Annotated in this window: 4 protein-coding genes; 2 read left to right on the top strand and 2 right to left on the bottom strand. The window is 47.8% G+C overall.

The window, feature by feature from the left end:
- Nucleotides 1–218: 218 nt before the first annotated feature.
- Nucleotides 219–497 (top strand): thylakoid-associated protein, encoded by a 279-nt coding sequence (locus tag PX481_RS06365; protein WP_108936712.1) that lies wholly within the window; start codon nt 219–221, stop codon nt 495–497.
- Between the two features lie 337 nt (nt 498–834).
- Here PX481_RS06365 and PX481_RS06360 read toward each other — a convergent pair whose 3' ends face one another.
- On the bottom strand, nt 835–1,026 hold the full coding sequence (locus PX481_RS06360) for a hypothetical protein (RefSeq protein ID WP_043999505.1): 192 nt from the start codon (nt 1,024–1,026) through the stop codon (nt 835–837).
- Nucleotides 1,027–1,232: 206 nt separating this feature from the next.
- On the opposite strand from PX481_RS06360, the gene PX481_RS06355 reads away from it, so the two are divergent.
- Nucleotides 1,233–3,758: a mannose-1-phosphate guanyltransferase gene (locus PX481_RS06355; RefSeq protein ID WP_288094025.1), complete on the top strand. Its 2,526-nt coding sequence runs from the start codon at nt 1,233–1,235 to the stop codon at nt 3,756–3,758.
- Nucleotides 3,759–3,837: 79 nt separating this feature from the next.
- Here PX481_RS06355 and PX481_RS06350 read toward each other — a convergent pair whose 3' ends face one another.
- Nucleotides 3,838–5,220: a flavin monoamine oxidase family protein gene (locus PX481_RS06350; RefSeq protein ID WP_288094023.1), complete on the bottom strand. Its 1,383-nt coding sequence runs from the start codon at nt 5,218–5,220 to the stop codon at nt 3,838–3,840.
- Nucleotides 5,221–5,404: the final 184 nt, after the last annotated feature.

Below are 5,404 nucleotides of genomic sequence, written 5' to 3'. Positions count from 1 at the left end.
TCCACCCACCCACTTAGTTCCCAGTCACCAAAAAAATAGGGCCGGGCTGACGGCGATCGCATAAAGATTGGGGCTGATCACAAACTCAGGTTATAATCAAGGAAGGGATAGAATATTATATTTTATCTCGTCACGGTTTTTGCTTTCGAGAAGGTGGCAACACCGCCCCACTTTCTCACCATCTCCTTCCAGATGGGCTAGTTAGCGGTTTGACTTCTATGAACACCAATTATCTTGAAGAATACCAAAAATACCTAGCCGAATGGCAGAAAATGCTTCTGTCCGCTTGGGGTAATGGTGTTCCCACGACTACACCAGTGTTTGAGTTTCCAGAAACTTTGGTTAAATCCCTTGAATATCAACAAGAATGGGTGAAATCCTACCTAACCGCCCAAGAAACCGCCACCAAAGTTGCCCTCGATAGTCAGAAACAATTCTGGGATAGTTATTTCGGTTTTGCTCGTCAGTCCATGGCTGTAATCAATAAACCAGCCTAATTAGATATAAATTGGCTAGATAGGGTTTGCTGAATAAATCTAAAAACCTTGTCCAACAAGGTTTTTAGACTTTTTTTCCCTCAAAAAGTGCCGACCTTTGGAGTGATTGGGGGGAAAATTCCTGGACTTTTTCCCTGAAAATTAGGTAATTGACCACCTGAAAATCGGTAAAACCCCACACCCCACACCCCACACCCTACCCCCAGGAAAAACTTTTTGCCGCAAACCCTATTTAGGGTTTTTTTTGGGGGGGTAATCCCGACTAATCCAGCAGAATCAGGTCTCGATACCAGGCTACTTTCTGTTTTATGGCCGCAACCTTGGCAGTATGTTAATTTTATTTGCCCTTGAGGGCTTTTTGAAAATTCTTGCGGTAGGCGGGATTAACAGCCAAAAGAAGCGGCCAGAACAGCGTTAGAGCTAAACGATTGGGTAAACTGGGACTAAAATTAGTGCTTCTGTACCCATTCCAGAATTTCCAACCACCGGCACCATAAACAATTATTAAGATAAAAATAACCAGTCTCATGCCATCTCATCCTTGAATTTAGAGAATTCACATCTCCTATTTTAAGCTTGGGTTTTGCCGACTTGGGAAAAGAAAATATTGTTCTGAATCGGGGGGACGGTGTTAGAATGCCGGTTAGGAACTGGCTCGATCGAGGTCGGGAAACTAAAGCCATAATTTGGAAAAACTATTTAAAAACGGCGAAAAGATAGCCTTGGGAGGAAATTATGCGAGCGGTATTAATGGCAGGTGGTTCAGGGACAAGATTACGTCCGCTTACTTGTGATCTTCCCAAACCGATGGTCCCGATTCTCAACCGTCCCATCGCCGAACATATTATTAATTTACTACGAAAGCATGACATTACCGAAATTATCACCACCCTGCACTATCTCCCCGATGTCATGCGCGACTACTTTCAAGACGGCAGCGACTTTGGGGTAAAAATCACCTACGCTGTGGAGGAGGATCAACCCCTAGGCACCGCAGGATGTGTGAAAAATATTGCCGAATGGTTAGATGATACCTTTCTGGTGATTAGTGGCGATAGTATCACCGATTTTGACCTGCAAAAAGCGATCGCATTCCATAAAGGTAAAAACTCGAAAGCAACCCTCGTCCTGACGCGGGTTGCCAATCCGATCGAATTTGGGGTAGTGATTACCGACAAAGAAGGCAGAATTCGCCGTTTTATCGAAAAACCATCCACCAGCGAGATTTTTTCCGATACTGTCAACACCGGAACCTATATTCTCGAACCAGAAGTCCTCGATTATCTCCCCTACAAAGAAGAAGCCGACTTTTCTAAAGATTTGTTTCCGCTGCTGCTGCAAAGGGGCGAACCTATGTATGGTTATGTGGCCGATGGTTATTGGTGCGATGTCGGTCATCTGGAGGCCTACCGAGAAGCGCAATACGACGCTTTATCCGGCAAAGTTAACCTAGAATTTCCCTATCGAGAAAAATCCCCCGGGGTGTGGGTCGGTACTAATACCTATATCGATCCTAGCGCCCACATTGAGGCCCCGGCCATGATCGGCAATCATTGCCGCGTTGGTGCAAATGTTCTGATCGAGAGGGGTTCGGTTATCGGCGATAATGTCACCATCGGTGCTGGTTCCGATCTGAAACGTCCCATCCTCTGGAATGGTGTGGTGATCGGGGATGAGGTCAATTTAGCCGCTTGTACGATCGCTAGGGGAACCAGAATCGATCGACGGGCCCAGGTACACGAAGGTGCGGTGATCGGACAATTATCGATCGTCGGGGAAGAAGCGCAGATCAATTCCGGGGTCAGAGTCTGGCCGAGTAAACAGATCGAATCGGGAGCCATCCTCAATATTAACCTGATTTGGGGAAATACTGCCCATAAAAACCTCTTTGGTCAACGAGGAGTATCGGGACTCGCTAACATCGATATCACGCCCGAATTCGCCGTTAAACTGGGGGCAGCCTACGGTTCCATCCTGAAACCGGGGTCAACGGTAATCGTCTCCCGGGATCAACGCAGTGTCTCGCGCATGGTCAGTCGATCGCTGATTGCCGGTTTAATGTCCGTGGGGGTGAATATCCAAAACCTACAAGCGAATGCTTTACCGATTTCGCGGACTTTAGTGGCTAAATTAAACGTAGTCGGTGGCATTCACGTTCGTATCCACCCGGATCGCCCGGATTTTCTCTTAATCGAGTTTTTAGACGAAAAAGGAATTAATGTTTCCAAAGCCAAGGAAAAGAAAATCGAAGGGGCCTATTTCAAAGAAGATCTGCGACGGGTGGGAATGCAGGAAATCGGCAGTATGTCCTATCCGGCTGATATTCTCGATAATTACCGCAAAACCTTTGAAACTCAGCTAAATGTAGAGGCTATTCGCAATAGTAGCTCCAAAATCGTCATTGATTACGCCTACGGAGTCTCAGGGGCAATTTTACCAGAATTACTGGCCAAATTTGGCTGTGATGCCGTGGTTCTCAATGCCAGTTTACGTCAGAATGCCCTTTCCATGCAGGAAAGAGAGTTACTAATCCATCAATTGGGCCATGTGGTGGAGGCCCTGAAAGCGAACTTAGGGGTACAGGTTTCGGCCAACGGGGAACAATTAGTCCTCGTCGATGAGAGTGGTTTATCGATTCGCGGGGAACAATTAACTGCTCTAATGGTGAATACAATTCTGACCGCCCATCCTCGCGGTACAGTGGTAGTGCCGGTTCATGCTTCTAGTGCCGTGGAACAGATCGCGCGTCGTCACGATGGCCGGGTGGTGCGGACAAAAGCCAGTCCTAGCGCTTTAATGGAAGGATGTCAAACCAATCCTAATGTGGTTTTAGGAGGATGTGGGCAAACTGGCTTTATTTTTCCGCAATTACATCCCGGTTTCGATGCCATGTTCAGCGTGGCGAAACTTTTGGAGATGTTAACCATTCAGGAACGTTCTCTAGCTCAGGTGCGGGCCGAGTTACCGCGCATTTATAATAAGAATACGGCGGTGCGCTGTCCTTGGAAAGTCAAGGGATCTCTGATGCGCTATCTGGTGGAGACTCACGCGGATCTTAATCTAGAGTTGGTCGATGGAGTCAAGGTGATTAATCCCCTTAATGATGACTGGGTATTGATTTTACCCGATGCTGGAGAACCTTTAGTGCATATCTATGCTAACAGTGAGCAGCGGGAATGGGTCGATCGGACAATTAAAGAATATCGTCATCGTGTCCAGTATTTCGTCGAACATTACCAGGGCGAAATAGTGATGATTTAAGAGTTTTCTGCCCTATTAGCCCCGAAACTTGACTATGATGACTTTTTTGACCTAAAAAGTGTCCTAGCCCTGTAGATGCTCATTTTTCCCGCAAAAGCAAGGCGATTCGATCAGCCGCTGCCTCACCAGTGCGGATCGCTCCCTCGAAAAATCCCGGCCAGCGATCGGCCATTTCTGTGCCGGCCCAGTGAATCGGTCCGACGGGAGTAAAAAGAGCCTCGCCGAAACTTGTCCAGACTCCGGGGGGCATAAAAGCGGAATATGCGCCACCAGTCCAGGGATCCCCAGGCCAATCCACCTCATCGTAACTGATCGGGAAAAGGGCCTCTTGACCGAAATAAATAGCTAAATCCGAGAGGACGGCGGCACGGCGCGCCGGACTACTCATGGAGCGCCAACGACTATAGCGATCGCCAACCACAAAGGTGGCGATTACCCCGACGCCGGTTTCGGGATCGGAACTATCGGCACAGAGTTCCAACCATTGACAATTCCCTTGAGCAAGTCCCGCTAGTCCCTGTTTTCGCCAGAAAGGTCGCTCATAGGAAATCAGGACTTTAGCGCAGCATCCCATCGGTACTCGTTGGGTTAGTTGTTCTCGCTGGGGTGGCAGCGGGGGATGATAAATAATGCGGCCGGCAAGATGGGGCGGCATGGCAATGATGGCAAATTTGGCGGTAAAAGTATTCTGGCTGGTTTCTACGGTCACGCCGGCCGAGTCATAATTAAGGCGAAAAACCGGTTCCCCCAGTCGAATTCGCTCTCCTAACTCCGCCGCGATCTTGTCGGGAATTTGTCCCGCTCCGCCATGGATCAGTTCGGCTTCTGGATGTTCGGCCTGAGGGGCGCAATTTTGTCCCCAAAGAACGTGCAGTAGTGAGACTTGGTTGGGTTCGGCCGGCCCGAGAAAACCCACTGCACGCGCCATATAAGCAAAATACCATTGACCAAAATCTGTGCTGGTGTTTTCTTCAATCCACTGAGCAAAAGTTTTACTGTCTAGTTTTTTGGTGTGATCGTTGCTTTGGGGATAACCTGAAGGTAGGGTTTTGGTTAGTTCTTGAAAACGCGCCCATGCTGACATCGCATCTTGCCATTCTGCTGCGCCGATATCGGGTACTTCTCCCTCGTGGAAACCTTGAAAAAAACCATTGAATTCATAGCGTTTGTTGTTAAAGACTAGGACGGTTTTTCCCTGATTGGGAGAGGGAAAACGACGTATTTTATACTCGTCGAGGAGGGCTAAAAAACGCTCTTGGGTTGGGCCCACCCACTGACCACCTCGATCGATCCACTGTCCAGAGGGGAGATATTGACCAGACATTCTGCCACCGTAACGATTTCGCGCTTCGATTACCAGAACTTGATGACCTTGCCTCTGGAGATTCCGCGCAGCGACTAATCCTGCTAATCCTGCCCCAACAACGATACAATCATAGCTAGTCCACTGGAGATTTGTCATGATTTTAGCTCCACAGAATATTTTATAATTAACAATTATTATTCTCCCCGATTTTTCCCTCAGTTTCTCTATCCATTGGCTCTTTTGATTAAATTATCTGCTGCCATCAATGTTTGATCTTCTTAGCGATCGCTTAAGCCAACACCTAGAACAAATTGTCCGAGAAAGAAACCCTTTTTTCTCT

Source organism: Microcystis sp. M53603_WE2 (assembly GCF_030065435.1).
Note: the sequence above shows the minus strand (reverse complement) of the source record. Positions and strands in the feature narration are given on the sequence as shown.